Source organism: Candidatus Epulonipiscium viviparus, from assembly GCF_000171335.1.
Lineage (GTDB): Bacteria > Bacillota > Clostridia > Lachnospirales > Cellulosilyticaceae > Epulonipiscioides > Epulonipiscioides viviparus.
Window position 1 is genome coordinate 1 of sequence record NZ_ABEQ01000012.3, and the last position, 25,312, is coordinate 25,312.

Here is a 25,312-nt window from a genome sequence, read left to right on the forward strand (position 1 = left end):
GGTGTTAGTAATTAGGCATAAAATAATACAAACTTCCAAAAATAAAAATAATTTAAGTCGGGTTGGGTGAGTTATATAAATTCTGTAATATTTTTGGGGAACTAGTTTTGATATTGTTAGTAGAAAAAGGGAGTGTATCGAACAAACCGCGATGCGTATTAAGTATAGTGAACTGCTAGTGGACATAATGTGCCATATACTGGTATCAAGTATTAAGCCAGCAGATGCGTTTAAAATCATTACTAGTGCCATAATGTTAATAGGCATATATAAAGCAGTGGCCAACTTTAAGAAGAAATTTCCTTGAAAAAATATAATGATAAATAAGCTATAGACTACTATTATAAATGCGTATACAGCTATCATAGAATATGAAATAAATACAGTACTGACAGGACCAGCGATAATTGTGAGTATTATTACAATTGTGTAAAATGTATTCTTTGAGCCATTAAATTTAATAAGTTTATTGATTGTTGTAAAAAATAATAAATTATGTATTGCGAATACAATTAAAAAGATTCCGGGTATTGTCATAATATCTCTCTCCTTTGCTATAAATATGGTTATAATTTATTTTATGACAGATATTTATAGAACAGTAGAAATGTTTTTAATTACAACAGTAGACAAAAATAGTAGATAAAAATAGCAGACAAAAAATTCGTTAACTATAGTGAGTCTTTTTGTTGTTTTATATAATTTACAGAAGTATTTTTTTAAATTTAATTTATATATAATAACAAAAATAATAAATTAAGGTTAATTTTAATTAATTTTATAACAAATGTTACGAAAAGGTGAAAATTAGTTGCATATACAACTAATTTGTGCTACAATTATTACAACAAAATAGTAAAGCAGTAAAATAGTAAAATAGTAAAATAGTAAAAGAGAGGAATTCTATGAAAGATGATAGAAGCATAAATAGATATTTATCTCAAATTTACAGAAAAAGTATAAGGTTTTTGCAATGCAAATTGGCAGAAGAAGACGTTGGGTGTGGTCAATTTACATTTTTAGAACAAATTTTTAAATACGAAGGAATAAGTCAAGAAGAACTTTCTAACAAACTTGTAATAGATAAAACAACTACCGCAAGAGCGGTAAAAAAACTTGAGGACAAAGGATATGTCAGACGCGAAAAGCGTATTAACGATAAACGAACATATGGAATCTACGTAACGGAGCGTGCTATTGCCGAGCATGAAAATATCATAAATGCGTTTCGTGACCTAGACAATGTGTTTAATGATGCCTTAACAGTAAGTGAAAAAGATACACTCATCAATTTGCTAGCTAAAATTTGTAATCATTCGCAAATGAAATAGAATAAAAATGAAATAGAATAAAAATGAAATAGAATAAAAATAAAATAGGAGGATCTTATGGGAAAACATCAAGAGTTATTAGCGACAGAGTCAATTGGAAAACTAATATTTAAGTATTCACTGCCTGCGATTATTGGAATGATGGTAAATGGACTATATAACGTGGTAGACCGAATGTTTATAGGAAATATTCCGGGAGTTGGGCATTTAGCGATTAGTGGTTTGGGAGTAACTTTACCAATAATGACCATTATAATGGCGTTTGGTTTGTTAATAGGTATCGGTGCAGCAACAAATATTTCGATAAAGTTAGGTGAAAATAACAAAGATCAAGCCGAAGGGATTTTGGGTAATGCAATTTCGTTGTGTATTTTATCTGGTTTAGCTATAAGTGTTATTGGTTTAGTATTTGTAAACCCTATTCTTTCAATGTTTGGTGCAAGTCCAGACAGCTTGCCGTTTGCAAAAGAATATATTGAAGTTATATTAATTGGTAGTGTGTTTAATATTACAGCGGGATCTATGACGAACTTAATAAGAAGCGATGGAAATCCAAAGTTATCTGCAATAATTATGGCCACAGGATGCTTCCTCAATATAATTCTAGATGCTCTTTTCATTTTTGGATTTGGAATGGGTATAGCAGGTGCGGCATGGGCAACGATAATTTCACAAGCTGTAACAGCGGCATGGTCACTAGGATATTATTTTGCTGGAAAATCTAATTTATCATTTCACAAGTCTGGTTTAAAGCTTGCTAGAAAATATGTATTTCCGATGTTAGCGATTGGGTCTGCGCCATTTGCTATGCAGGTGGCCATGAGTGGGGTTCAAATTATTTGTAACAATGCGCTAGGAACTTATGGCGGAGACATGGCAATTGGTGCTTTCGCTACAATAAACTCGATAGTATTAATGATGGTAACGCCGATTATTGGAGTTGCCCAAGGAACTCAGCCGATTATTGGATTTAACTTCGGGGCAAAACAATACGACCGCGCAACCTTAACATTAAAAATAAGCGCAGGTTTTACATTTGTCTTCTTACTTGTCGTAGTAGCAATAATGCAAATTATTCCAGAAACATTGGTAAGTCCATTCTCTGGAAATAACCCAGAACTTGTTGCGATGACAGTAGAGGGCTTAAGAAAATATACAATAATGATGCCATTGATGGGACCTGCGATGTTGGGGTCACAATATATCCAAGCAATAGGCAAAGCGAAATCGGCGATGATACTAGGTCTACTCAGACAAGTAATTTTGCTAATACCACTCATGTTGATAATGCCAAGAATATTTGGACTAACAGGAATTTGGTTTTCGCAACCTATAGCAGACGGGCTAACAGCGCTAATCACAGCAGTAGTAGTAATTAAAGAGATACGATCTCAAACAGCAAGAGCTATACCGGAAGTAGTACCGGCAGTATAAACGAAACTGCATTCTGAAGTCAAAAATCAGGATGCAGTTTTTTTATTATCTGCAACAGCTAACGAAGCCTCATCGGAAACTTCATCTGCAACAGCGAGAGAAGCCACATCGACAGCCGCATCTGCCACAGCTAGTGAAGCCTCATCGGAAACTTCATCTGCCACAGCTAGTGAAGCCTCATCGGAAACTTCATCTGCACCAGCTAGTGAAACCTCATCGATAGCCGCATCGGCAACAGCTAGTGAAGCCGCATCGGAAACTTCATCGGCCACAGCTAGTGAAACCACATCGACAGCCGCATCGGCAACAGCTAGTGAAGCCACATCGACAGCCGCATCTGCTACAGCTAACGAAGCCTCATCGGAAACTTCATCGGCAACAGCTAGTGAAGCCTCATCCGTAATCTCATCTGCCACAGCTAGTGAAGCCTCATCCGTAATCTCATCGGCAACAGCTAGTGAAACCATATCGACAGCCGCATCGGCAACAGCGAGAGAAGCTACATCGACAGCCGCATCTGCAACAGCTAACGAAGCTTCATCGGAAACTTCATCTGCCACAGCGAGAGAAGTCACATCGGCAACCGCATCTGCAACAGCTAACGAAGCCTCATCGGAAACTTCATCTGCCACAGCTAGTGAAACCTCATTGACAGCCGCATCTGCAACAGCTAGTGAAGCCACATCGACAGCCGCATCTGCCACAGCGAGAGAAGCCACATCGACAGCCGCATCTGCAACAGCTAGTGAAGCCACATCGACAGCCGCATCTGCAACAGCTAGTGAAGCCACATCGACAGCCGCATCTGCCACAGCGAGAGAAGCCACATCGACAGCCGCATCTGCAACAGCTAGTGAAGCCACATCGACAGCCGCATCTGCAACAGCTAACGAAGCCTCATCGGAAACTTCATCTGTCACAGCTAGTGAAACCTCATCGGAAACTTCATCGGCACCAGCTAGTGAAGCCTCATCGGAAACTTCATCTGCAACAGCTAGTGAAGCTTCATCGGAAACTTCATCTGCCACAGCTAGTGAAGCTTCATCGGAAACCTCATCGGCAACAGCTAGTGAAGCCTCATCGGAAACTTCATCGGCAACAGCGAGAGAAGCCACATCGACAGCCGCATCGGCAACAGCTAGTGAAACCTCATCGGAAACTTCATCGGCCACAGCTAGTGAAGCCTCATCGGAAACTTCATCGGCAACAGCGAGAGAAGCCACATCGACAGCCGCATCGGCAACAGCTAGTGAAACCTCATCGACAGCTGCATCTGCCACAGCTAACGAAGCCTCATCGGAAACTTCATCTGCCACAGCTAGTGAAACCTCATCGGAAACTTCATCTGCCACAGCTAGTGAAGCCTCATCGGAAACTTCATCTGCCACAGCTAGTGAAGCCTCATCGGAAACTTCATCTGCCACAGCTAACGAAGCCTCATCGGAAACTTCATCTGCCACAGCTAGTGAAACCTCATCGGAAACTTCATCGGCAACAGCTAGTGAARCCTCATCGGAAACTTCATCTGCCACAGCTAGTGAAGCCACATCGACAGCCGCATCTGCCACAGCTAGTGAAGCCTCATCGATAGCCGCATCTGCTACAGCTAGTGAAGCCTCATCGGAAACTTCATCGGCACCAGCTAGTGAAGCCACATCGACAGCCGCATCGGCAACAGCTAACGAAACCTCATCGACAGCCGCATCTGCCACAGCTAGTGAAACCACATCGGAAACCTCATCGGCAACAGCTAGTGAAGCCTCATCGGAAACTTCATCTGCCACAGCTAGTGAAGCCACATCGACAGCCGCATCGGCAACAGCTAGTGAAGCCTCATCCGTAATCTCATCTGCCACAGCTAGTGAAACCTCATCGACAGCCGCATCGGCAACAGCGAGAGAAGTCACATCGACAGCCGCATCTGCAACAGCTAGTGAAGCCTCATCCGTAATCTCATCTGCAACAGCTAGTGAAGCCGCATCGACAGCCGCATCGGCAACAGCTAGTGAAGCTTCATCGGCAACCGCATCTGCCACAGCTAGTGAAGCCTCATCGGAAACTTCATCTGCACCAGCTAATGAAACTTCATCGACAGCCGCATCTGCACCAGATAGTGAAACCTCATCGGAAACTTCATCTGCCACAGCTAGTGAAACTTCATCGACAGCCGCATCTGCTACAGCTAACGAAGCCTCATCGGAAACTTCATCTGCCACAGCTAGTGAAACCTAATCGGAAACTTCATCTGCCACAGCTAGTGAAACCTCATCGATAGCTGCATCTGCCACAGCTAGTGAAACCACATCGGAAACCTCATCGGCAACAGCTAACGAAATCTCATCGGAAACTTCATCGGCACCAGCTAGTGAAGCCTCATCGGAAACTTCATCTGCAACAGCTAGTGAAGCCTCATCGATAGCTGCATCTGCCACAGCTAGTGAAGCCTCATCGGAAACTTCATCGGCCACAGCTAGTGAAGCTTCATCGACAGCCGCATTGGCAACAGCGAGAGAAGCCACATCGACAGCCGCATCTGCCACAGCTAGTGAAACCTCATCGGAAACTTCATCGGCAACAGCTAGTGAAGCTTCATCGGCAACCGCATCTGCCACAGCTAGTGAAACCTCATCGGAAACTTCATCGGCAACAGCTAGTGAAACCATATCGACAGCCGCATCTGCACCAGCTAGTGAAACCACATCGATAGCTGCATCTGCCATAGCTAGTGAAACCTCATCGGAAACTTCATCTGCCACAGCTAGTGAAGCCTCATCGGAAACTTCATCGGCAACAGCTAGTGAAGCCTCATCGGAAACTTCATCTGCAACAGCTAACGAAGCCTCATCGGAAACTTCATCGGCAACAGCGAGAGAAGCCGCATCGGAAACCTCATCTGTAACAGCTAACGAAGCCTCATCGGAAACTTCATCGGCAACAGCTAGTGAAACCTCATCGACAGCCGCATCGGCAACAGCTAGTGAAATCTCATCGGCAACCTCATCTGCCACAGCTAGTGAAGCCTCATCGGCAACCTCATCTGCAACAGCTAACGAAGCCTCATCGGAAACTTCATCGGCAACAGCTAACGAAGCCTCATCGGAAACTTCATCTGCCACAGCTAGTGAAGCCTCATCGATAGCTGCATCTGCCACAGCTAGTGAAGCCTCATCGGAAACTTCATCGGCAACAGCGAGAGAAGCCACATCGACAGCCGCATCTGCAACAGCTAGTGAAACTTCATCGACAGCCGCATCTGCAACAGCGAGAGAAGCCACATCGACAGCCGCATCGGCAACAGCTAGTGAAGCCTCATCGGCAATAGCGAAAGAAGCTTCATCTGCAATAGCGAGAGAAGCCTCTTCTGAAATAGCGAATGAAATCGCGTCTGAAATAGTGGGTAAAGTTAGATCGATGGTAGTGATCGATGTCTACGAAATATATGTTAGAAGAGCATGGAAATCTCCCTGTAGATTATATTTTCCGGTACCGGCGGCAACGAAGATGCTATCCCCTTTTGTGAAGTTGAGCGTTTCTGTTGTAGAATCGATTGATCCAGATCCCTCGAGAACTAGAAGAGAGTGGAAACTCGTCTCATTGGCAGTGAACGTAGCCAGGTCGGTACACTTAATGTCGCGCACAGCAAAATATTGGCAATCAACAAGAAGGTCGGAATTTTTTGCTACATTGACAGCTGGTGCTAGGGTGGAAACTTCAACAGCTTTGGCAACATGGAGCTCTCGAAGCTTGCCGTCGGCCCCACGTCTAGCGAAATCATATACGCGGTAGGTGACATTGGATGATTGCTGGACTTCAGCTATAAGACATCCGGCGCCGATTGCGTGGACAGTGCCTGCCTCTATGAAAAAGCAATCACCGGCGGTAACATTAACTTTGTTTAAAACGTCTAGGATGGTGTCATTTGCTATATGTTGCTCGTATTCAGCTTTGGAAAGAGTCTGGTTAAAGCCATAGTAGATGAAAGCATCGGGTTCGGCTTCGGCGATGTACCACATTTCGTTTTTGCCGTTGTCATTTTCATAAGCAATGGCGTAGTCGTCATCGGGATGAACTTGAATAGATAGATTTTGCTTCGCATCGATAAATTTGATTAAAATAGGAAAGCTGGCATACCTGGCACAATTGGTACCCAGAGCCGCAGGATGATTAGAGAGCCAGGTCTGTAGGGTTTGGCCGGCATCTTGTCCGGTTGCGAGGACGCTTTCGCCATCTGGGTGGCAAGATAATTCCCAACTTTCAGCTAATATGTCACCATCAAAAGCTTTGCCGTATGTTTCAGATAATTTCTTGCCTCCCCATAAATAGTCTTTAAAGGCGGGTGTTAGTTTTGCGATCATAGTAGTCTCCTTATAATATAAAATAATAACGGACACAGTAATCCATGTCCGTTAGAGATATTACTCTTCTACAATAAAATCTTGGAGAAGTTGTTTCATTTCGTCTTTGTATGAATAAATGCGAAGTTCAATTGGTTTGCTAATATCAAGGCTTAATATACCGAGAATGGATTTGGCGTCAACAACGTAGCGACTAGCGACCAAATCGCAGTCACTGTCGATCATATTGACTGCTGCCACAAATTTTTGAACATCTTGAATTGTACTAAACGAAACCATAAATATTTCCACGAAAAATACCTCCTAATCTAAATCACGAATAATCTTTCGAATTGCAAATATAGAAGCAGGAGAAACAGAAAGCTCGTTGATTCCATATTCTACAAATGTTTCAGTGAGTTCTTCGTCAGCGGCTAATTCACCACATATCCCGGTCCAAATTCCATATTGTTGACCAGTAGCAGCAATGATTTCGATCATTCGAAGTACTGCAGGATGATGAGGATCATAGAAGCGCTCTAGCATCTGATTTTGTCTGTCAATAGCTATTGTATATTGAGTCAGGTCGTTGGTGCCTATGCTGAAGAAATCTACCAACGGGGCAAGTTGGTCGGCAATCATGACAGCTGCAGGCGTTTCGATCATTATTCCAAATTCATATTTACCAAACGGAATATTTTTTTTGGTGAAATTGGCTTCTATTTCTTTGATAATTTCTTTGGTGCGCTCAACTTCCCAAACAGATGTGATCATAGGCACCATGATAGAAATATTGCCGAAGTAACTTGCGCGTATTAGAGCGCGTAACTGCGTTCTAAAAATGCTTTCCTCAGTTAAACAAATTCTAACGGCGCGATATCCTAAAGCAGGATTTTCTTCGGGCTCTATATTGAAGTAATCGATTTGTTTATCTGCACCTATATCCATGGTTCTGATGATAACTTTACGACCACCCATCATCTCGGCAACTTGTTTGTAAGTTTTAAATTGAAGCTCTTCGCTTGGATAATTGCTTTGTTCGAGATACAAAAATTCGCTCCTAAATAGACCGATTCCTTCTGCGTCGTTTTGCAAAGCTAAGCCGACATCTCCAACAGAACCTATATTTGCATATAAATTGATTTTTTTACCAGATTTAGTGATAGTTTCCTTGCCTTTATATTCGGCAAGCAGTTCTTTTTGCTTGTTTTCTACTGCAAGACGTTTTTTGGCTATAGTAATTTTTTCAGGGGTAGGTGATATTGAAAGACTGCCATCAAAACCGTTGATAATAGCCTTTTGTCCATTTACTTTGATAGGAACGGGAACACCAACCAACGCTGGAACAGCCATCGTCCGAGATAGAATGGCTGTATGAGAGTTTACAGAGCCCTTACGAGTTACAAATCCTAGAATTTTGCTTTTGTCCATTTGAACAGTTTCGCTAGGAGATAAATCGTCGGCAACAATGATACACGGAGTATTAAAAGTTAAAGCGTTGTCTTCGCGTTCGGATAATACATTAATGAGTCGGTCGGAAATGTCCCTAATATCTGCAGCTCGGCCTTGCATATACTCGTCTTCCATATTGGCAAACATAGTAGCGAAGTTGTCAGAAGTTTGTGCAACAGCATATTCGGCATTAACCTTCTGCGTTTGAATAATGTTGATTATTGATTCGTTATAATCTTCGTCTTCGAGCATCATTTTATGAACATCAAATATTAAAGCATTCTCATCTCCAACTTCTTTTTTTGCTAGTTCATATAAATCATCAAGTTGTACCATAGCTATTTGCTGAGCCTTATGAAATCTGGAAATTTCGCGTTCAGGATCTGTAATAGATATGCGTCTAACAGTGTTATCTTTTTTGTCAAGCTCTCTAATAGTGCCAATAGCAATACCTTTAGAGGCAATGCTTCCCATATAAACATCCATAAAATTTACCCCCTTGATTTTAAAAGTTAATTATAAATTTTCGGCAAAAAAGGTTTGGATTGCGTCAAATGCCGCGTCTTCGTCTTCGCCCTCTATTTTTACAGTAACAGTTTCGCCGGTTTTAACACCAAGAGCCATAATAGCCATCAACTTGTTTGTATTAGCGCTTTTGCCGCCTTTTTCTATGGTAATAGTGCTCTTAAATTTTTTGCCTTCTTTAGATAGCAAGCCAGCTGGTCTAACGTGGATTCCGAGTGCATCTTTAATTACATAATCAAAAGTTTTCATTTTTATTTGCTCCTTTATAATTGACTATTTTAAAAAATATGACTTAACAATGTTTTTTGGTAAGATAATTTTAGTCTGTCCATTTATCTTGTCTTCATTCAAGTTTGTTTCGTACTCGATGGCAATTCCTTGTAGATTGATAACAACYTCRTCTGCAGAACTTTGGTACGCACGTAAAATGTAACCGTCTTCAGTTTCTGCTTTTTTTAATACGCTTAAAACGAAGTCTGAATCTGCGATAGTGAACATGCTGAAATTATAAGGTGCAACAAATGGTGCATCATTTAGCTTCATGGCATTATAAGGCATTTTGTTATACCAAACAAGGGGGGTTAAATATTCTTTTGCAGTACGAGCAAGATGCGGATCGTTTGCGGCTAACGCTAGTTCGAAATGCAGTTTCCCTAGTAATTGAGAATCTGGAGTTGCCATCTTAATACCAGAAGGACGACCTGGTCGGCGATATAAATTCTCTTTGCCTAAGAAACCTACACCTCTAAATAAAGTTATGGCAATAGTGTCAAAATTAGTACCAATAAATTCAAATTCGCGAACAGAATTTGTTAAAACGGCAAGGCCGGTAGAATTATCTGACGCAACRTARGAAAGCATCGGGTATATAGAATCTGGGCGTTCATCCCACTTTTCTTGCTCCCAGACAGCCATGGCTGAGTCGACTACAGGGCGTTTGATAGATCCGAATTGATTATCGGAAACAGAGAACGATGATGCGATTCCCTGAGGTACTAGTAAGCGAACTCTGTGATCCTTGCTTTGATTATCGATGTTAATTTCCAAATCGATGATTTTTGACTTTGCGCATAGTTTGGCGGAAATTTCGATGCCCATCTTGCTATCACAGACTTTTGATTTGCGACTGTCTAAATCTTTTGGAATACACATCTCAAATTTGGCAACAGCAATAGATTGGAGGCCAAAATTAACGATTTTTGTTTCTGCGATAGCATCTTTGGAAGTTACGATAAAGTCGTCTTCTAACTCTGAAAAATCGTATTCGTCGCCGTCATCGCTGCCATCTTCGATCATCAAAACTGCAGGATATTCTATGTTGGCAAGCTTATCTGTAATATTAAAACTGCCGTTGGTATTAAGTGAGATCTTAAAAAATTCGTTTTCTGCAGCAGAAACTAGTGTAGAAGCTGTTTGAGCAACGGCTCCATCTTTTTCTTTGATGAGGAATGTTTTATATCCCATAGCAGGAATGACATCTACGAAATTTAGATAGTATCGAACAAATGGATCGTAGTCGCCATAATGAACGATTTGTCTGTCGATAAGCCCGGCATCTACAATTTCAGTTTTGGTTACAGTAAAATCGTAGCTCTTGCCATTTTCGTCTACTAAGTCAAAGTTTTTCATCTTAGTTATGATTTGCGCATCGACTAAATTGTCTCGCTCATAAGGAAGAAGGTTGAATACGGTAAGCTTATCTAAAGTAATTTCTTGACTGATAGCATCAGTGATTTTGCGCTTATAAAATTTAATTAGCTCATCTGTTTTATCTTCCGCCAAAAAGAAGCGGTCGGCAATCTGTTGGTGCACTTTGTCGCTGCAGCAGCAACCGATAGAATCATGAGCATGATTTTTCATAATGTCTTTCCAAATATTTTCTACAAGACCATGTTCGTATGAGAAACCAAGTTTGTGAGCAATGCTAGCAAGAGGCTCGAGGATGTTGGTAATCTTATTTTCGATGCGAGTATTATCGCTTTTTAAGTCGGCTCTGGTAGAGAAGATGCTACGATGGACGCGCATGTATTTTCCATCTAGCAACTCGCCTTTTATAGTATCAAGATCTGGAACTTTTTCGAGTTCATCAAAGATCTTTTCGTATCTGCTTAAGAAAAAAGTTTTATCTGGGTAAATTTCTTTGAGAGTATCCATAATTTGGTAAATATTTTGTTGAATAGGCATTTGGTCGTGACCATTTGGCAGGGCAATTTCATCGTTTACCGCACCATGTTCGAGAACAGGCATATACTTGCTCATTCGTTTTGCGAGAGCTTCTTTTTCTGCAGGGAGATATTTGCCTATAGCATATCCGAGTGGAAGAAGATGAACTAAAACTTTGCCACCCTCGTTGCCTTCCCAGAAAAAGTTTTGCTTATTGGTGCCATGACGCTCGCTACTACCGCGCCAAAAAATAGATCGAGTGATTCCGAAGCCGTTTAAAATTTGAGGCATCTTTTCGCTTTGTCCAAAAGAGTCTGGGAGATATCCAATCATCATGGGCTCGCCGAATTTGCGAGAATCTTTAAGGCCATACAAAAGGTTGCGAACTATAGATTCACCGCCAACAACCATTTCGTCGGTTTGAGTGTACCAAGGACCTACGATTAATTTTCCTTGCTGTACTAATTTGCGAACTCGTTCTAAATTTTCGGGCTTTACATCAAAGTAATCTTCCAAAATAGCAGTTTGACCATCTAACATATAGTATAAATAGTTTTCATCAGTCTCCAATCGTTCTAAAATTTCGTCCATATTGTTAACTAATAAAATTCGTGATTCTTCTGTGGTAAAATACCACTCTCTATCCCAATGCATATGTGGAATAACGTGTACATGTTTTGCCATAGCAAAGCACCTTCCTAATGTTGTTATTTTTGTACCTCCAGCAGAGCGAGTGTCTGGGAGGTATGTATTGCCCCTCTATATTGCAGAGGGGTTAATGGAAATATTAGGCTTTTCCGCGTGCTCTATCTCGTCTCATAAGAGGAACAAGAATAGCGGTGGACACAATCGCACCGACAATAGCCGCGCCTAGCCAAATTGCAGCTCCGAACGTTGGAGATAGACCGGTAGTAGAATAATCAAGAAGGAACATAGAGAAAATTCCAGCTCCCGGAACATTTAGACCTACATTTGCAAATGCAACGATAGCGCCACATACTGCAGAACCAGTACAAAGCGACGTCATAACTTGAAGAGGATGCTTCATCATAAATGGAATGGCACCTTCTGTAATACCTCCTAGTGCGAGTAGCCAAGTAGTTCTACCAGCCTCCAGCTCTTCGGTGGTGTATGATTCTTTTTCGATTAAAGTAGTCATTGTAATAGCAAATCCAGAAACCATCTTAACAGATGCGAAGATAGCGTAAGGAACTAGAACGCCCTCTTGCATAACGCTAACACAAAATGCATAAGCAGCTTTATTTACTGGGCCACCAAGGTCAAACGAAGTCATGATTCCGATTACAATACCTAAAATAATAACGTTGGTGCCTTGAAGATCTCTAAGGAAATCTGTAAGCTTTAGATTTATGAAAGCAACAGGTTCTCCGATAACAAAGAACATTATAATGCCAATCCATATTACGCTTACTACGGGGTAGATAAAGAAGCTGATAAATCCTGAAAACGGGCCTTTTGCTGGAATGATCTTTTTCATATATCGAACACTATAACCAGCAATCAAACCGCCTAGCATACCAGCCAAGAATCCGCCGCCAACGAGGTTTGCAGCAAATCCGGCAGCGAAACCAGAAACTAATGCAGGCTTTTCACCAATTGCAAATGCCATGTATGCAGCCATAACAGGAACTAAGAGAGTGCCTAGCAATCCGCCAGAAAGTTGTCTAAATGAATTAAGCCAGTGCCCCGCGGTGTTATATTCTTCCACAAGATTAAATTGTTGGCTAATAAGTACAGCGAAAGCCAAAATCATACCGCCTGCAACAACAAAAGGAACCATGTGAGAGATACCGGTCATTACAGCTTGTTTAATCTCTTCTCCAAGACCTAATTTTTGAGGAGATTGAGTGGACGCATCAAAAGAACCTTTTTCGTGAGTCTCGGCCTTTTTTAATGCGCGATTGATAATGGACTTTGCATCTTTTAGCGGTTCTGCAACAGAAGTTTGGGTAATTGGCAAATGGTTGAAGCGTTCGATATTTTTTACAGCAACACCTACAGAGAATATCGCCGCATCAGCTTCTTGTAATTGTTCTGTAGTAAGTCTGCCTTCTATTCCGTTAGCACCTTGTTTTTCAACGTAAACTTTAACACCCAACTCTTTGCCGGCTTTTTCGAGAGCTTGGGCAGCCATATATGTATGAGCAATCCCAGCAGGGCAAGCAGTAACAGCAACAATAGACTTGGTGTATTCGATGTGTTGTTCTTCTTGTGTATTTTCACTATCAAGATTGTTGTAAAGTTCTGATACAGTCTTAGAACTAAATAATTTGGTAGCATAATCCTCGTCGCTCATTCGTTCCATTAAAGTTGCTAGCAAGTCTAGATGAGTACTACCCCCTTCGCTTTTTGGGATCGCTAACATCACGATATGCTGAACTTCATTATCCTCATCGATGCTTTCCCAATCGCTAACGATTCCTTCGGTGGTCATAATAACAAAAGCCGCTTCYGCAACGCAGTCAGCTTTTCCATGAGGGATAGCCAAACCGTTTTCGATACCGGTTTCTGATATTGCTTCGCGGTCATAAATAGCCGCAGTAAAGTCCTCGATCGATGTAATTTTACCGTTATCAAATAATGCTTTAACCATCGCATCGATTACTTCTGATTTTGTAGAATAAGGCATGTTCAAAAAGATCATGCTCTCATTGGTTAATCTAGATAATTCCATATTATATATTCCTCCACTCTATTAATTAATTGTAGTACCAACTTTTATAAGACCCAATGTACGCCTAAGAGCCATAGCGTATAGCTCGGCAGCGTTATCTAGCGCATACGAAAGGGGCATTATCGAATTTATGGTAGGTACAATGGCCGAAATGCCAAAATTTAACATCTCTTCTGCTCGTTCTCCCATGCCTCCTACGATAGCAACGCAAGGAATCCCCAGTTCTGTACAGACACCTGCAACGCCGCTAGGAACTTTTCCAAAAGCACTTTGGTGGTCCATCTGACCTTCTCCGGTAATGACTAAGTCGGCGCCAGAGATTTTATCTTTAAAATTTACGATATCTAGTACGGTCGCAATYCCAGAACACATGTTCGCATCGACAAATAATTTTAATGCGGCACCTAGTCCACCAGCAGCTCCRGCGCCRYTTTCGTAACGTACAACTTTTCCAACAGCCGCTTCGGCAATGTCGATATAATGAGTCATCCCAGCTTCTAAAAATTTACGAGCATCGGGATCTGCGCCCTTTTGTTTGCCAAATACATGTGTCGCACCCGAGTCTCCCAAAAGAGGATTGGTTACATCACACATAACAGTTATATTTGCTGCCAGTRCTAAGGGATTTATATGAGTCGCGTCTATAGTGGCAATTTGTTCGAAGTTTTGTGGAAACGGTTCAATGATATTACCGTCCACATCAAAAAATTCCACACCGATAGCGGCAGCGAAGCCAAGACCACCATCATTAGTGGCGCTTCCACCAATGCCGATGTATATATCGGTAACACCATTTTCTAAAGCATGCAAAATCATTTGCCCGGTTCCGAACGTGCTTTGTTTTAGAACATCGCGTTCAGCATCAGACACAAGAGTAATTCCAGATGCCGCAGACATTTCCATTATTGCCGAGTTGCCAAATCTACCATAGCTAGCCATGATGTTGTGGTGCAAAGGATTTTTTACTTCGCATTCGATTAATTCGCCACCCATTGCGTCTATCAAAGCATCAACGGTTCCTTCGCCGCCGTCTGCCATAGGAATTTTGATGATATCACACGCATCAAAAATTTCATTTGCAACCTTCGCACCGATTTCACATATCTCACTTGCGTCCAAAGAACCTTTAAATGAATCAGATGCAAATACTATTTTCAAAATTATCACCTCCAAGTTTAAATCTCAATTTAGTTTGACCTAAATTAATACTATATATACAACATTAATATTATATATGTAATACAAATGCTATAGATGTAAAATGTGTAAAATTTTTACATGAATATTATAGGAAAAAGATGCTGCACTGTCAATATGCAATTTTATCCATTATTGCAAAATGCTTATAATTTGGTAGATTTTACGTATCATAAAGAAGAGGCGATAATATGAAAATAAAAAAATCAACAAAGCCTAATGAGTCGCGAATGCGCTGGGAAAAGTCAACAAAAATTAAATTATGGCTATTGCTTTTAGTACCTATTTCGATGATATGTTTACAKGCATATGCGGACAATCCGATATGGTGGGAAAAATTTTATTCGTTAAAGATTAATAAAATAACGATAGAATTTTTGAGTAGTAGCTTTGGAATATTACCGTTTTCGGTTTTTGAAGTGTTGGTGTTTTTGCTAGCAATATCTTTAATATGGTATGTATTGGTAACGATATATAACTTGATTCGACATTTTAGGTATTTCTATATAGTGTTAGGAAGATTTGTTCTAAATATAGTATTGATAGCGGCACTGCTGTTCTCGAGCTTTGAGCTGCTATGGGGGCTTAACTACAAGCGGCCGCAGTTTGGCTTGGGTCATGGGCTGGTAATAGGCGAATATACTACAGAACAATTGGGAGCACTATACGTTCATTTACTTAAACGTGCAGAAACAGTGAGAGAGTTTTTAGATGAAGACGAGAACGGTATTGCGCAAATGTATGGTGACTATCAGAATATTTTTACTAGAGCGCCGTTGGGGTTTGTGGCATTGGAGTCGGTGTTTGAAGAGCTTGGAGGAGACTATGGTCAAGCCAAGCCGATGGCTGTTTCAGATCTATTAAATTACGCATCGGTAACAGGAATCTATTCGCCATTTACTGGTGAACCAAATGTAAACGTGGCGATCCCCGCGATCTATATTCCGTCAACTACGTGTCACGAAATGGGGCACCAACGAGGATTTGGTTTCGAAGATCAATGCAACTTCATTGCCTTTATCACTTGCGAAAGACATCCACATGCAGATTTTCAATATTCAGGATATCTGCTGGCAATAGCATATACTAGTAATGCGATCGCTAAGGCAGACTTTGGGCAACTGAGAAGCCTCAATCAGCAAATGTCAGATGGTGTAAGGCGAGATTTGGATTATTGTAATGCTTTTTGGGATCAGTATCAAGGAGATATAGAGGAAATGGCAGATTCTGTAAACAACACCTTCTTAAAGTCGAACGGAGTTCACTCGGGGACAGCAAACTACGGAAAAGTTGTTGAGTTGTTATTAGCATATTACGCCAAATATTTTGCTTAAGGAGACAATATTATGAAAACAGTTGATAAAATGAGCATGTTAGATCAGGTAGCCCTAGATAGTTTAGTGGCTCCAAATCTATATGGAAATAATTCAGAACCGCTGTATCCATATAACGAAAGTCTGAATGAAGTGTTTTTAGATCTAGCAGCAGATGCGGATTTAAACCCAGTTTTTCCGGCTGAGCTTAATGATCAGTTTGCACGTGACTATTTGAGTGATTTGTAAGAAGCACCAGGTGGAGAGTGATCGCTTTCCACTTTTTTTGTGGAGGAAACTATGGGGAAAATTTTAATAGTAGAATACGACACATTATTGAGCGAGGAAATTGTTGTGGCGTTAGCTGGAAGCGGGGTCCATCAAGCCGTAACAGTAGCAGAAGCAAGAGAAATTTTGAAAAATGTAGATATACACGTATTGTTGCTGGGCTTTGCAAATAAAATGGGGATAAATTTTTTGAAGGAAGTCAAAAAGAATAGCACTATTAATGTTATTATATTGGCCGAAGATAATGCGGAGTATGACGAAATTTCGGCATTAGAGCGTGGAGCAGATGACTATATAGTAAAGCCATTTAAGGTAGATCTGCTACGGGCCGTGGTAAATAGCGAGCTAAAAAAAGTGGCAAAGAAGAAGTTTCGGTATGACTTTGCAAAGAAAAATTTTTACCTGGATAACAAGCGGCTGGTTTTGACAATAGTAGAACATAAGATGTTGAGGTTATTATTAGAACACAAAGGAGAGGATGTCGCGCGGGATGTGATAGAAAGGACAGTGTGGGGGGCAGCGCAAGTTAGCAATAAACTTTTAGCCAATAATATYGCAAAGCTGCGAAGCAAATTGGGCGAGGCCGATCGCATTAAAATTGTTGAAGGCGGATATAAGTGGGCAAGTTAAGTATTTGGGAACAATACTGCAGAATACGCGTCTAAAGTTGTATTATATCTTAGAGGAGTGAATTTTATGAAAAAAGCAATTGTATTATGGGGAGTTTTAGCTATGCTAGCACCTTCGGTATATGCTGAAAATACTGAAAAAGAAGAGATTATCAAAATCGAGGTTCAAGTAGAAGAGGAAAACACTATGCCAGAATCAGAAAAGATGACCAAAAGTGAAATCGCGGCTCAGAGTACAGCAGCAATAGCAAACCTAGGCGCCAGCATTCTCAAAACGGTTGATGATAACGAAAATTTATCAATATCACCATTGTCGATAGCATATGCCTTGGGTATGACAGCCAACGGAGCTGCCGCAGATACGCGAACTCAAATGGAAACTGTAATGGGAACTGATGTTGAAACCTTAAATGAGTTCTTGCAAGACTATGGAGCGACATTGCAAGAGACGCTTAGCATTGCAAACTCAATATGGTTTAATGATGCGGAGCATGTGCATATAGAAGATTCATTTTTAAAAACTAGCGAAACCATTTATTCGGCGGGAGTTTATCAGCTACCTTTCTTAAAGTCCACTTATTTGCTAGTAAATGATTGGATTGCGGAACACACGATGGGGCTTATTGAAAATATGATTAAGAAGCCGTTTGAGCCAGATACTGTGATGTGCTTGGTCAATGCGTTGGCGTTTGAAGGTAAATGGAGAGAGCCATATTCGGAATATTCTATTGCGGAGGACACGTTTACCACTTCTGCAGGAGAAGTTCAAAATGTAGAGTTTATGTCTAGTAGCGAAAACTTTTATATAAAATTAGATAACGCTATTGGATTTAAAAAATATTACGAAGACTTTAAGTATTCATTTGTCGCATTGCTTCCAAACGAGAGCTTAGATGGGTTTATTGCAAGTATGGATATGCCTGCAGTGCTTGAAGCTGTGAAGAATCCGGTGCGCACATCTGTCAATACAAAAATGCCAAAATTTGCCTTCGATTATGATGTGGAACTGCGAGATATATTGATGTCGTTGGGAATGCCGTTAGCCTTTGATCGAGACTATGCGGACTTTAGTTTGATGGGGACGTCGGATGTGGGCAAATTGTATATAGAGATGTGTTGCATATACAACTATTGATGTGGATGAGAACGGCACAGTTGCTAGTGCGGCCACAGTTGTAATGATAATGAACGCGATGTCGATGCCTGTAGAAATTAAAGAAGTGTATCTAGATAGGCCATTCTTCTTTATGATTATGGATGAACAAACTAATTTGCCATTGTTTATGGGTGCAGTAAATAATATTAAATAAAAATATGTATGAGCTCCCCAAGTTGTAAGAGGGAGCTTTTGTTTGTTACTGGTCTTTGAATTGTTCTGCAACTTCGACAAGTCTTTCAGGAATATCAATTTGCTGCGGACACAAGGATACGCATTGTTGGCATTGAATGCAGTTATCAGCGCGCCCCTCTTCTGAAATTGCTTTATAATTGGCATGTCCGAAAATCTTGGCTGTGTTATATTTTTCAAAGCAAGTAGGAATCTGTACACCCACTGGGCAAGGTAGGCAATATTGACAAGCAGTACATGGAATACTTTTCAAGTTATCTAGTATGTCTATTGCTCTGTCCAGAGTGTTTTGATCGGAAGTTGATAGCGATGCGGAGTCTTCGGTTGCAAAAGTTTTTAGATTATCTTCGAGTTGCTCCATTGTGGACATTCCGCTCAAGATTAACTTAACATTAGGGAGATTGGCAACGAATCTAAAGGCCCAATTTGCATTGGATAAATTAGGATCTTTGGCGTGTAAAATCTCTTGAACTTCTGGTGCCGGATTCGCTAACATACCGCCGCGCACAGGTTCCATAACAACTATTGGAGTATTGGCTTTGGTTGCTATATCATAGAATTTCTTAGCATTGAATTTGTTCCAGTCAGCATAGTTGATTTGAAGTTGGCAGAATGCGAAATCGTAGAGACCTAGCATTTCTTGTAGACAATCGGTATCCCCATGAAATGAAAAGCATACGTGTCTAATTTTGCCCTCTGACTTTTTTTGATCTACCCAATCTAGTAATTTTAAATTTTTGATTTTTTCAACTTTGTTTTTGTCAACAGCATGAAATAAATAGTAATCGATATAGTCTGTTTGAAGCCTTTCTAAATGTTCGTTAAAAATTTTCTCGCAATCTTCTACTGTTTCGGCTTGCCACAGCGGCAGTTTCGTTGCCAAAAAATAGCTCTCGCGAGGATACTTTTTGAGGGCTTCCCCCAAAAATACTTCGGATTTTCCGCCATGATAAACATAAGCAGTGTCAAAATAATTTATGCCATTCTCATAAGCAGTATCAACCATTTTTTGACTAAGCTCATAGTCTATAACCTCGTCTTCACCCACTTTTTTTGTGGGCATTCGCATAATTCCAAAGCCTAATAATGAATGGTCTCTATCACCGTCATTAAAATTTCGATAAATCATAAATTGCCTCCTAATAGTTACTGTTTAGTTACTTAGTATAGCGCTTGTGCCTACTTTACAAGCAACTAAATCCAGATTATTATATATAACTGAATTAAATCTGTCAATATTCGAATAATTTTATATGGAGGAGATAAGTATGAAAAAAATTATTGCACGTATATTTTTAGGAGGAATTTTAATTGTTGGGTTTACAGCATGTTCGGGAGAGGCTGCAGATGAGAATGTCTTAAGAGTGGGAGTGGACTTGAAATTTCCACCATTTTCCTATTTAGACGCAGACGGAAATCCTGCAGGGTTTGAGATTGATGTTGCAGAAGCGTTTGGAGAATTTATCGAAAAAGACGTCGAGATCGTCAATACAGATTTTAGCTTACTATTGCCTGCGTTAGAAACAGGAGATGTAGATATTTTGATCGCAGATATGGGCAAAAGCGAGGAGCGCGCAAAGAAGGCAGATTTTTCTGATCCATATAGATATACATATAGATTAGGCGTGATCAATAAAGACTTTGCACAAGAGCATGGAATAACTAATTCTACACCAGAGTCTGAAATCTTTGCCATAGAGGGCGCAAAGTTTGTGGGCTTGGCAGGTACAAAGGGCGTATCTTATCCACAAAGTATGGGAGCAGATGTAACGGAGGTAACTGAAATTGGAATAGCTTTAATAGAAATATCGAATGGGCAAAGTGATGTCCTATTAACTTCGAATGAGGCATTTGCATTTCAAGCTGCAGATCCGGAAAATAGAGTTGTCTATACAGGATCTAACTATCAAGAGGGTTCAAGTTTCGTGGTACGATTAGGTGATAAGCAACTGCTAGATCAGGCAAATGAATTTATTGCATCGATGTATGAAGAAGGCGGATTGTACGATCAGTTAGCGCCAAAGTATGACCCGATTATTGCTGAATTTTTGCTAAGTCCTGAGCTGGGGCTAAGTTTTATTGTAGATCCAATAGAATAATATTTTTTAAAGTTACTTTTAGGTTACTTAGTATATAGTTTGTGCCTACTTTACAAGTAATATGATTCATAATATTATGATATACATATTTTGGATTAAGCAATCAAAATTATATATAAAGGAGATAAATATGAAAAAATTTATAACACGTATATTATTTGGAGGAATTTTAGTTGCTGGGCTAACAGCATGCGGAGGAGTAGAAGAGTCTGATGATATCCTAAGAGTTGGAGTAGACTTAAAGTTTCCACCATTTTCGTATGTAGATGACAACGGGGATCCTGCTGGGTTTGAGATCGATGTRGCAGAGGCATTTGGAGAGTTTATTGGCAAAGAAGTMGAAATAGTGAACACAGACTTTGGCTTGCTATTGCCTGCATTAGAAACAGGAGACGTAGACATTTTGATTGCAGAYATGGGCAAAACTGACGAGCGTGCGCAGAAGGCAGATTTTTCCGATCCGTATAGATATACATATACGCTAGCATTAGTGAATAAAGATTTTGCGCAAGAGAATGAGATAACTAATGATATGCCAGAAGACGAGTTTTTTTCTATAGAAGGGGCAAAGTTTATAGGTTTGGCAGGAACGAAAGGAGTATATTACCCTCAAGGTAAAGGTGTCGCGGTAACAGAAGTGACAGAAATTGGACCAGGGTTAATAGAAGTATCAAACGGTCAAAGCGATATTTTGATTGCGTCTAACGAGGTGTTCTCATTCCAAGCTGCAGATCCAGAAAATACAGTTGTCTATTCGGGCATCAAAAATCAAGATGCTTCAAACTTTGCGGTACGATTGGGAGATACCGAAATGCTAGATCTTGCAAATAAATTTATTGCATCTATGTACGAAGAAGATGGATTATACGATCAATTAGCGCCTAAGTATGACCCAATCGTTGCTGAGTTTCTGAAAAATCCTGAGCTTGGACTTGACTTTATTGTAAATCCTGTAAAATAAGGATATAAATTTTAATGTGATTTGGTAATTTCTTTGGCCATATATTTATCTACTTTTAGTATATGGTTTGTGAGCCAATCAATTAAAAATACTAAAATTTCACGAATTACGTCATCATCTTGGTGGATGTCTAATTTGTGAAGTATACCTTCGATTGATTCAATAAATTCATCATGCAAAGCTTTGTGAGAAAGCAGTTTAGGATAGTTAGCTTGTATCATTAATTTTTCTTCGGTTTGAAAGTGAAATAATGTATAATTTTTTAACTTAGTTAATACTGTAAGAATTTGATCATGTTTATCGTCCATAGTTTGATTTAGTAATGCTGCAGAATCGCGAGCAATATCAAATAGTATCTTATGTTGATTATCTATTGCAATAATGTCAACGTTATAACTTTCTGACCAATTAACCATAGTTTTTCAACCCCTTTTCAAAGTTTAAAATCTAGTTAATTTTATAGCACTGAATTAAAAATGTCAAGATTATTTTATAGATTGATAAATAGATAGGAGAATATATGAATAAAAAAAAAATACGATTGCAATATGGAGTGGTGATACTCTCTTTTGTAACTATAATATTTTTGGCAATAAGGTTTACGATTGCCAATCCGAAATATGAATTGATTTTAACCAACCACAAATTGTTGACAGAAGCGTTTTTTAATACAATTTTATTGAGTCTTGTTACGTTGGCTGGAGCTCTTATATTGGGCTTTGTGTTATTTGCTATGATGCGATCAAAAATTACGTATGTAAAAGCAATAGCAGAAGTTTTTAGCGAGATAATAATGGGAACCCCATTGCTGGTGATGATATTTTTGGTGGTGTATCCGTTTGGGCAATTGGTAGGTAGTGACAACAAACTGCTATTGGGTGTAATTGCAATGATACTGTATAACAGCCCGTATGTGGCTAATGCATATGAAAGCACGGCGGCGGTGGTGACAGATGAGCAATATATTGTGATGGATTTATATAATTTTAAGTGGTACGATAGATATCGATATGTAATTATTCCGCAAATGATTCGTCCGTTTATACCGTCATTAATTAACAATTTGTCTAGTGTAATAAAAGGTTCGGCATTGCTTAATATTATTTCTATTCCAGAGATTACATATATGACGACAGTAATATCAAGCAGAAACTATGCGTTTATTGAAGGGTACTATGTTATGTGGCTGCTGTATCTAATAGTGACGATACCGCTATCACTGATTGCAAAAATTATAGCAAGGAAGGTGTCGCAATGAACATAAAGATTAATAACTTAACAAAGGTTTATGGTGTAAATACTATACTTGATGATATAAATCTAGATATTTCTGAAATAAACTCGATAGGAATAATTGGAGAATCTGGTTGCGGCAAATCCACATTACTGCGACTATTGAGCGGAATTGAAGAGCCAGAAAAAGGTAGTATAATGATCAACAACGTATCGCCTATTAGCCAGAAAATGGAGTTTCAACAAAAAATAGGAGTGGTCTTTCAGAAGCATAATCTGTTTCCGCATTTGTCGGTCCATGATAATATTGCGCTTATACTTCATAAGATTCAGAAGATGGATAAGAAGAGTGCAGATGTTAAGATTGCATCGTTATTAAAGCAATTGAAAATCACTAATGAAGCCAAAAAAAAACCTAGCGAAATTTCTGGTGGGCAAGCACAAAGAGCATCGATAGCGAGAGCGTTATCAACAAATCCTTCACTTATATTTTTGGATGAGCCKACAGCGGCGCTAGATCCGCTTATGACCAACGAAGTGTTAAAGGCCATTACAGAACTCAAGAAAGATGGACGTCATTTTATATTTGTAACGCATGAAATGGAGTTTCTTAAAGACTTTGCAGATTACTTTATATTTCTAAAAAATGGAAAAATAATTGAGCAAGGGCACAGGGCTTGTTTGGATGCGCCGACTACGCTAGAATTGAGGGAGTTTCTGAAAATATACTGATAATAAGGAGAATGGATTATGAGATTGCAAGAGATATATGAAAAATTTGACAAGATAGGGTGTCTAACATTTGCAACGGTGGACGAAGACGGCTATCCAGAAACAAGAATTGCGCATCTTAGAGGATACGATGAGCAAGGAATCTATTTTATGACGATGTATACAAAGCCATTTTATAAACAATTAAAAGCCACAGGAAAATTATCGATTTGCGGGCTTGCGGCACAGAGTAAAGTTGAAGAGTTAGAAGACGGTTCGCCAGTATTTGATCCAGGGTATTTTGCTAGATTGACAGGCGATGTAATAGAAGTAAGTGCAGAAGCGATAAAAGTAAAAGCGCAGCAGAACAAAATGTTTGAGTTTAGTGTCGCGGATCACGAAAAATATCCGACAATGGTAAACTTTTGTATTATGAAATTTAGAGGAGAAATCTTCAACTATGATTTTGAAAAAGTTGTAATGGATCATAAAGTGTTAAGAACACGATTTGCGTACAATGGATTCGATGTTATAGAAGCAGGACTGAGCATCGGTAGCGGTTGCATCAGCTGCGGCAAATGTAAAAGAGAATGTAGCTTCGATGCCATATACCAAGATGAGAGACAATATAAAATCGATGGCAGCCGTTGCGATGAGTGTGGCAGTTGCTTTTTGGTATGTCCAGCAAACGCCATTACTCACAAAGGCTGTTAAAGATTGATATTAGAAGATGGCATCTAGAGTTGGGATGGATTGGGCAGCGCCTTTTGTTGTAATAGCAATTGACGCGGCTTTGGCAGCAATTTCAAGAGCAGCTTGCGCACTGTCCTCTCTCGCTATAGATGCTACAAAATATCCTAAAAATGTATCTCCAGCGGCAGTTGTATCAACAACGTCTACTGCAAATATATCTTGTTCATATTCAGTATTCTGGTATTTGTATTTAGATCCCTGGGCACCTAATGTTAATACGATATGTGCATTTGGTAACATGTTTGATAGTCTATTTAATAAATTTGAATCGTCTTCGGTGGATAATATCTTCATCGCTTCTAGTTGATTTAAAATCAAGTAATCTACATATTTAAGAGGTAACTGACATATCGAATCATCAATAGGTGAAGGATTAAATACAATTTTCATTTTCTTCTGATGCGCCAATTGCATTATATAAGCAAGATTGTTGATTTCATTTTGAATTACCAAAATATCGCCGAGTCCAAAATGCTGAAATACATCTTCAACTTTATAATTTGAAATACATTTATTGGATCCTGCGTGTACAACTATACAATTTTCACCTTGTTTATTAAGCTGAATTATAGCATGTCCGTCTGGAATATTAAGTTGTGAAATTAAATCTACGTTTACATTTGCTGCAGTCAATGCATCTAGTAGCATAGCGCCCTTTGCACCTATTATTCCCGCATGATAGACATCGGCACCTGCGCGACTTAATGCAATAGACTGATTCAAACCTTTGCCACCGCAAAATATTTCCAATTGAGTTGAGTTAATCGTTTCTCCGGGTTTAGTAAAGTCATCTACAGAATAAACATAATCAATATTAAGAGAACCAAAATTTAAAATTCGTGCCAT

General features: G+C 39.7%; 25 protein-coding genes. 12 read left to right on the top strand and 13 right to left on the bottom strand.

Annotation, left to right across the window (positions count from 1 at the left end; translation table 11 throughout):
• The coding region (locus EPU_RS14050) for a hypothetical protein (RefSeq protein ID WP_010166586.1) at positions 1–537 on the bottom strand (537 nt) is incomplete at its 3' end.
• Positions 538–905: 368 nt separating this feature from the next.
• Between EPU_RS14050 and EPU_RS02875 the strand changes: the two genes are divergently transcribed.
• Both EPU_RS02875 and EPU_RS02880 read left to right on the top strand, forming a co-directional pair.
• Entirely contained in the window at positions 906–1,331 is a 426-nt protein-coding gene (locus EPU_RS02875) for a MarR family winged helix-turn-helix transcriptional regulator (protein ID WP_010166587.1), read from the top strand.
• A 57-nt stretch (positions 1,332–1,388) separates the two neighbouring features.
• Positions 1,389–2,765 (top strand): MATE family efflux transporter, encoded by a 1,377-nt coding sequence (locus tag EPU_RS02880; protein WP_010166588.1) that lies wholly within the window; start codon positions 1,389–1,391, stop codon positions 2,763–2,765.
• 26 nt (positions 2,766–2,791) lie between these two features.
• On the opposite strand, the gene EPU_RS02885 is transcribed toward EPU_RS02880, so the two are convergent.
• From EPU_RS02885 to EPU_RS02925, 9 genes are all read right to left on the bottom strand, one after another.
• Positions 2,792–4,981 (bottom strand): hypothetical protein, encoded by a 2,190-nt coding sequence (locus tag EPU_RS02885; protein ID WP_010166589.1) that lies wholly within the window; start codon positions 4,979–4,981, stop codon positions 2,792–2,794.
• 12 nt (positions 4,982–4,993) lie between these two features.
• A complete protein-coding gene (locus tag EPU_RS13880) occupies positions 4,994–6,040 on the bottom strand; it encodes a coiled-coil domain-containing protein (RefSeq protein WP_010166590.1) in 1,047 nt (348 codons plus the stop codon).
• Positions 6,041–6,193: 153 nt separating this feature from the next.
• Positions 6,194–7,156: a type I phosphomannose isomerase catalytic subunit gene (locus EPU_RS02895; protein ID WP_242650840.1), complete on the bottom strand. Its 963-nt coding sequence runs from the start codon at positions 7,154–7,156 to the stop codon at positions 6,194–6,196.
• 24 nt (positions 7,157–7,180) lie between these two features.
• Positions 7,181–7,399: an HPr family phosphocarrier protein gene (locus EPU_RS02900; protein WP_242650841.1), complete on the bottom strand. Its 219-nt coding sequence runs from the start codon at positions 7,397–7,399 to the stop codon at positions 7,181–7,183.
• Between the two features lie 24 nt (positions 7,400–7,423).
• Positions 7,424–9,037, bottom strand: coding sequence for a phosphoenolpyruvate--protein phosphotransferase (gene ptsP / locus EPU_RS02905; protein ID WP_010166593.1), 1,614 nt, complete (start codon positions 9,035–9,037; stop codon positions 7,424–7,426).
• 30 nt (positions 9,038–9,067) lie between these two features.
• Positions 9,068–9,325 carry an HPr family phosphocarrier protein gene (locus EPU_RS02910; RefSeq protein ID WP_010166594.1) on the bottom strand — a complete coding sequence of 86 codons (258 nt, stop codon included), beginning with the start codon at positions 9,323–9,325 and terminating at the stop codon, positions 9,068–9,070.
• 24 nt (positions 9,326–9,349) lie between these two features.
• Positions 9,350–11,923 carry a mannosylglycerate hydrolase gene (gene mngB, locus EPU_RS02915; RefSeq protein WP_029487891.1) on the bottom strand — a complete coding sequence of 858 codons (2,574 nt, stop codon included), beginning with the start codon at positions 11,921–11,923 and terminating at the stop codon, positions 9,350–9,352.
• Between the two features lie 103 nt (positions 11,924–12,026).
• Positions 12,027–13,934, bottom strand: a complete 1,908-nt coding sequence (gene mngA / locus EPU_RS02920; protein WP_010166596.1) for a PTS 2-O-a-mannosyl-D-glycerate transporter subunit IIABC — start codon at positions 13,932–13,934, stop codon at positions 12,027–12,029.
• Between the two features lie 21 nt (positions 13,935–13,955).
• Positions 13,956–15,092, bottom strand: coding sequence for a glycerate kinase (locus tag EPU_RS02925; protein ID WP_010166597.1), 1,137 nt, complete (start codon positions 15,090–15,092; stop codon positions 13,956–13,958).
• Positions 15,093–15,322: 230 nt separating this feature from the next.
• Between EPU_RS02925 and EPU_RS02930 the strand changes: the two genes are divergently transcribed.
• The 5 genes from EPU_RS02930 (at position 15,323) to EPU_RS14395 (ending at position 18,671) form a co-directional block, all read left to right on the top strand.
• Positions 15,323–16,465, top strand: coding sequence for a DUF3810 domain-containing protein (locus EPU_RS02930; protein ID WP_010166599.1), 1,143 nt, complete (start codon positions 15,323–15,325; stop codon positions 16,463–16,465).
• A gap of 12 nt (positions 16,466–16,477) precedes the next feature.
• Positions 16,478–16,693 (top strand): hypothetical protein, encoded by a 216-nt coding sequence (locus tag EPU_RS02935; RefSeq protein ID WP_010166601.1) that lies wholly within the window; start codon positions 16,478–16,480, stop codon positions 16,691–16,693.
• A 51-nt stretch (positions 16,694–16,744) separates the two neighbouring features.
• Positions 16,745–17,362 (top strand): response regulator transcription factor, encoded by a 618-nt coding sequence (locus EPU_RS02940; RefSeq protein ID WP_029487893.1) that lies wholly within the window; start codon positions 16,745–16,747, stop codon positions 17,360–17,362.
• A gap of 66 nt (positions 17,363–17,428) precedes the next feature.
• Entirely contained in the window at positions 17,429–18,496 is a 1,068-nt protein-coding gene (locus tag EPU_RS11325; protein WP_010166605.1) for a serpin family protein, read from the top strand.
• 1 nt (position 18,497) lies between these two features.
• On the top strand, positions 18,498–18,671 hold the full coding sequence (locus EPU_RS14395; RefSeq protein WP_010166607.1) for a serpin family protein: 174 nt from the start codon (positions 18,498–18,500) through the stop codon (positions 18,669–18,671).
• A 45-nt stretch (positions 18,672–18,716) separates the two neighbouring features.
• Here the strand turns inward: EPU_RS14395 and EPU_RS02950 are convergent, their stop codons facing one another.
• On the bottom strand, positions 18,717–19,838 hold the full coding sequence (locus EPU_RS02950; RefSeq protein WP_010166608.1) for an aldo/keto reductase: 1,122 nt from the start codon (positions 19,836–19,838) through the stop codon (positions 18,717–18,719).
• Between the two features lie 139 nt (positions 19,839–19,977).
• On the opposite strand from EPU_RS02950, the gene EPU_RS12600 reads away from it, so the two are divergent.
• Both EPU_RS12600 and EPU_RS12605 read left to right on the top strand, forming a co-directional pair.
• Positions 19,978–20,808, top strand: a complete 831-nt coding sequence (locus tag EPU_RS12600) for an ABC transporter substrate-binding protein (protein ID WP_010166610.1) — start codon at positions 19,978–19,980, stop codon at positions 20,806–20,808.
• Positions 20,809–20,938: 130 nt separating this feature from the next.
• Positions 20,939–21,769, top strand: a complete 831-nt coding sequence (locus EPU_RS12605; RefSeq protein ID WP_052296446.1) for an ABC transporter substrate-binding protein — start codon at positions 20,939–20,941, stop codon at positions 21,767–21,769.
• An 11-nt stretch (positions 21,770–21,780) separates the two neighbouring features.
• Here the strand turns inward: EPU_RS12605 and EPU_RS02965 are convergent, their stop codons facing one another.
• Entirely contained in the window at positions 21,781–22,185 is a 405-nt protein-coding gene (locus EPU_RS02965) for a bacteriohemerythrin (protein WP_010166614.1), read from the bottom strand.
• Positions 22,186–22,289: 104 nt separating this feature from the next.
• On the opposite strand from EPU_RS02965, the gene EPU_RS02970 reads away from it, so the two are divergent.
• The 3 genes from EPU_RS02970 to EPU_RS02980 are packed head-to-tail and all read left to right on the top strand — an operon-like array spanning position 22,290 to position 24,427.
• Entirely contained in the window at positions 22,290–23,027 is a 738-nt protein-coding gene (locus EPU_RS02970; protein ID WP_010166616.1) for an ABC transporter permease subunit, read from the top strand.
• Positions 23,024–23,734, top strand: coding sequence for an amino acid ABC transporter ATP-binding protein (locus EPU_RS02975; protein WP_010166618.1), 711 nt, complete (start codon positions 23,024–23,026; stop codon positions 23,732–23,734). Before EPU_RS02970 ends, EPU_RS02975 begins: the two co-directional genes overlap by 4 nt.
• An 18-nt stretch (positions 23,735–23,752) precedes the next feature.
• Positions 23,753–24,427, top strand: coding sequence for a 4Fe-4S binding protein (locus tag EPU_RS02980; RefSeq protein WP_010166621.1), 675 nt, complete (start codon positions 23,753–23,755; stop codon positions 24,425–24,427).
• A 9-nt stretch (positions 24,428–24,436) separates the two neighbouring features.
• Here EPU_RS02980 and EPU_RS02985 read toward each other — a convergent pair whose 3' ends face one another.
• Entirely contained in the window at positions 24,437–25,312 is an 876-nt protein-coding gene (locus tag EPU_RS02985; RefSeq protein WP_010166625.1) for a ribokinase, read from the bottom strand.